Origin of the sequence: Leisingera sp. ANG59 (genome assembly GCF_013317235.1) — a bacterium.
GTDB lineage: Bacteria > Pseudomonadota > Alphaproteobacteria > Rhodobacterales > Rhodobacteraceae > Leisingera.
Genome location: NZ_WLCM01000095.1, coordinates 1 through 1906 on the forward strand (window position 1 = coordinate 1; position 1906 = coordinate 1906).

Below are 1906 nucleotides of genomic sequence, written 5' to 3' on the forward strand. Positions count from 1 at the left end.
CTGCCGCCCGCTGCCGCCCGCAAATATCTTACCGCCGTGTCAGCGCAATAGCCCTGATGATTGAGCGCGGCGGCAAAACCGTCAAGGTATGGTCCGCTTGGCCCAGCCCGCAAATGCCCCAGCATCTTCGGTGCCGAGAAATAGAAATCCAACATGTTCGTCCCCGTTTGTGACCGGCCATCAGTGGCCGCGTCGACGGAGACACAGGACCGTTCTGTTATGGAGACAAAAAAGCGCTGAAACTCAGCAAAAAACGCACGTATTGGCACGCCAACTCCCCATTACCGGATTTGCCCATAATGCAGGTAATGGGCGGCGCCCATTAGCTGCMAGAACCGGCATTGTCCGAAGTGCCAGGGCCCGGCAGCAAGGGATTGGATGGCGGCGCGGGCCGAGGACCTGCTACCCGTGGAGTACTTCCATCTGGTCTTCACCCTGCCAGCCGAGATTGCCCGCATCGCCTATTGGAACAAGCGGGCGGTCTACGGACTGCTGTTCCGCGCCTCGGCTGAAACGGTGATGACCATCGCGACCGACCCAAAACGCATGGGGGCTCGGGTCGGCATGACCAGCGTATGGCATTAACCGGCATTGTCCGAAGTGCCAGGGCCCGGCAGCAAGGGATTGGATGGCGGCGCGGGCCGAGGACCTGCTACCCGTGGAGTACTTCCATCTGGTCTTCACCCTGCCAGCCGAGATTGCCCGCATCGCCTATTGGAACAAGCGGGCGGTCTACGGACTGCTGTTCCGCGCCTCGGCTGAAACGGTGATGACCATCGCGACCGACCCAAAACGCATGGGGGCTCGGGTCGGCATGACCAGCGTATTGCACACCTGGGGATCGGCGATGACCCATCAYCCCCACATCCACATGATCGTGCCCGGCGGAGGCCTGTYACCGGACGGCACCCGGTGGATCGCGTGCAAGCCGGGGTTCTTTTTGCATGTGCGGGTATTGTCGCGGCTGTTTCGGCGCCTGTTTCTCGAAGGGCTGATGGCGCTGCATCGAGCGGGAGAACTCACCTTCTATGGTGATCTCACCGATCTGACAGACGTGAAGGCGTTTGCTGCCTGGCTGGCCCCGTTCCGAAAAACCGAATGGGTGGTGTATGCGAAACCGCCCTTCGGCGGGCCCGAAGCTGTGTTGGCCTATCTCAGCCGATACACCCACCGCGTGGCGATCTCGAACCATCGCCTCGTCAGCGCTGATGCAGATACCGTGGCATTCCGCTGGAAGGATTACAGGATCAAACGAGGGGATCGGATGAAGGTCATGCGGCTCGGCACGCACGAGTTCATCCGTCGTTTCCTGATCCACGTTCTCCCCAATGGCTTCCACCGCATACGGCACTACGGGTTGCTGGCCAGCGCCGCCCGCAAGGCCAACATCGCGAAGATCCGTATTTTGCTTGGCGCAGAATCTGGCGGACAGGACGTCGCGCCCGCCGTCGAGAACATCCCTCTAACCTTGCGCGAGCCATGCCCGGACTGCGGCGGTMCGATGCGCATCATAGAGATCTTTCGGCGCGGCGAGGTTCCGCGATCCCGCGCACCGCCGCGGAGGCAGGCCGCATGACGAGATGCACGTTCATACTCCTCACCAAACACCGGATGGCCAGGCCAGACCGGCTGACCTCATTTGTCTGCTTCGATCCCGTAAGCCGTACCAAAGGCAGGCGACGTCAAAAATCAGCATCAGACCCGGTCAAAAAACTATGGCTGAATTCGGATGTCGCAATCTTCGAACACCGCTACCCAACATTTACGGCCATCCTGATCACAGCAGACGGAGCTCTTTCCCCATAGGCCACACCCAGCCCCCGCGGCTTCCTCCCTGAGAGGTTTGTCAACGCGGGCCACAGCCAATCCACGCCGATACCGCGCGCAATGACCCGCGTCGAAAAAC

At 60.9% G+C, this 1906-nt stretch carries 1 protein-coding gene and 2 pseudogenes; 2 read left to right on the top strand and 1 reads right to left on the bottom strand.

The window, feature by feature from the left end; translation table 11 throughout:
• Window positions 1–269: hypothetical protein (locus GKC28_RS26270; protein ID WP_217434232.1), on the bottom strand; the 269-nt coding region annotated here is incomplete at its 3' end.
• Between the two features lie 55 nt (window positions 270–324).
• Between GKC28_RS26270 and GKC28_RS26025 the strand changes: the two are divergent.
• Together GKC28_RS26025 and GKC28_RS26030 are read left to right on the top strand one after the other, a co-directional pair.
• Window positions 325–582, top strand: a pseudogene (locus GKC28_RS26025) (transposase zinc-binding domain-containing protein); the annotation flags it as partial.
• 1 nt (window position 583) lies between these two features.
• A pseudogene (locus tag GKC28_RS26030) lies at window positions 584–1576 on the top strand (IS91 family transposase); the annotation flags it as partial.
• Between the last annotated feature and the right edge of the window lie 330 nt (window positions 1577–1906).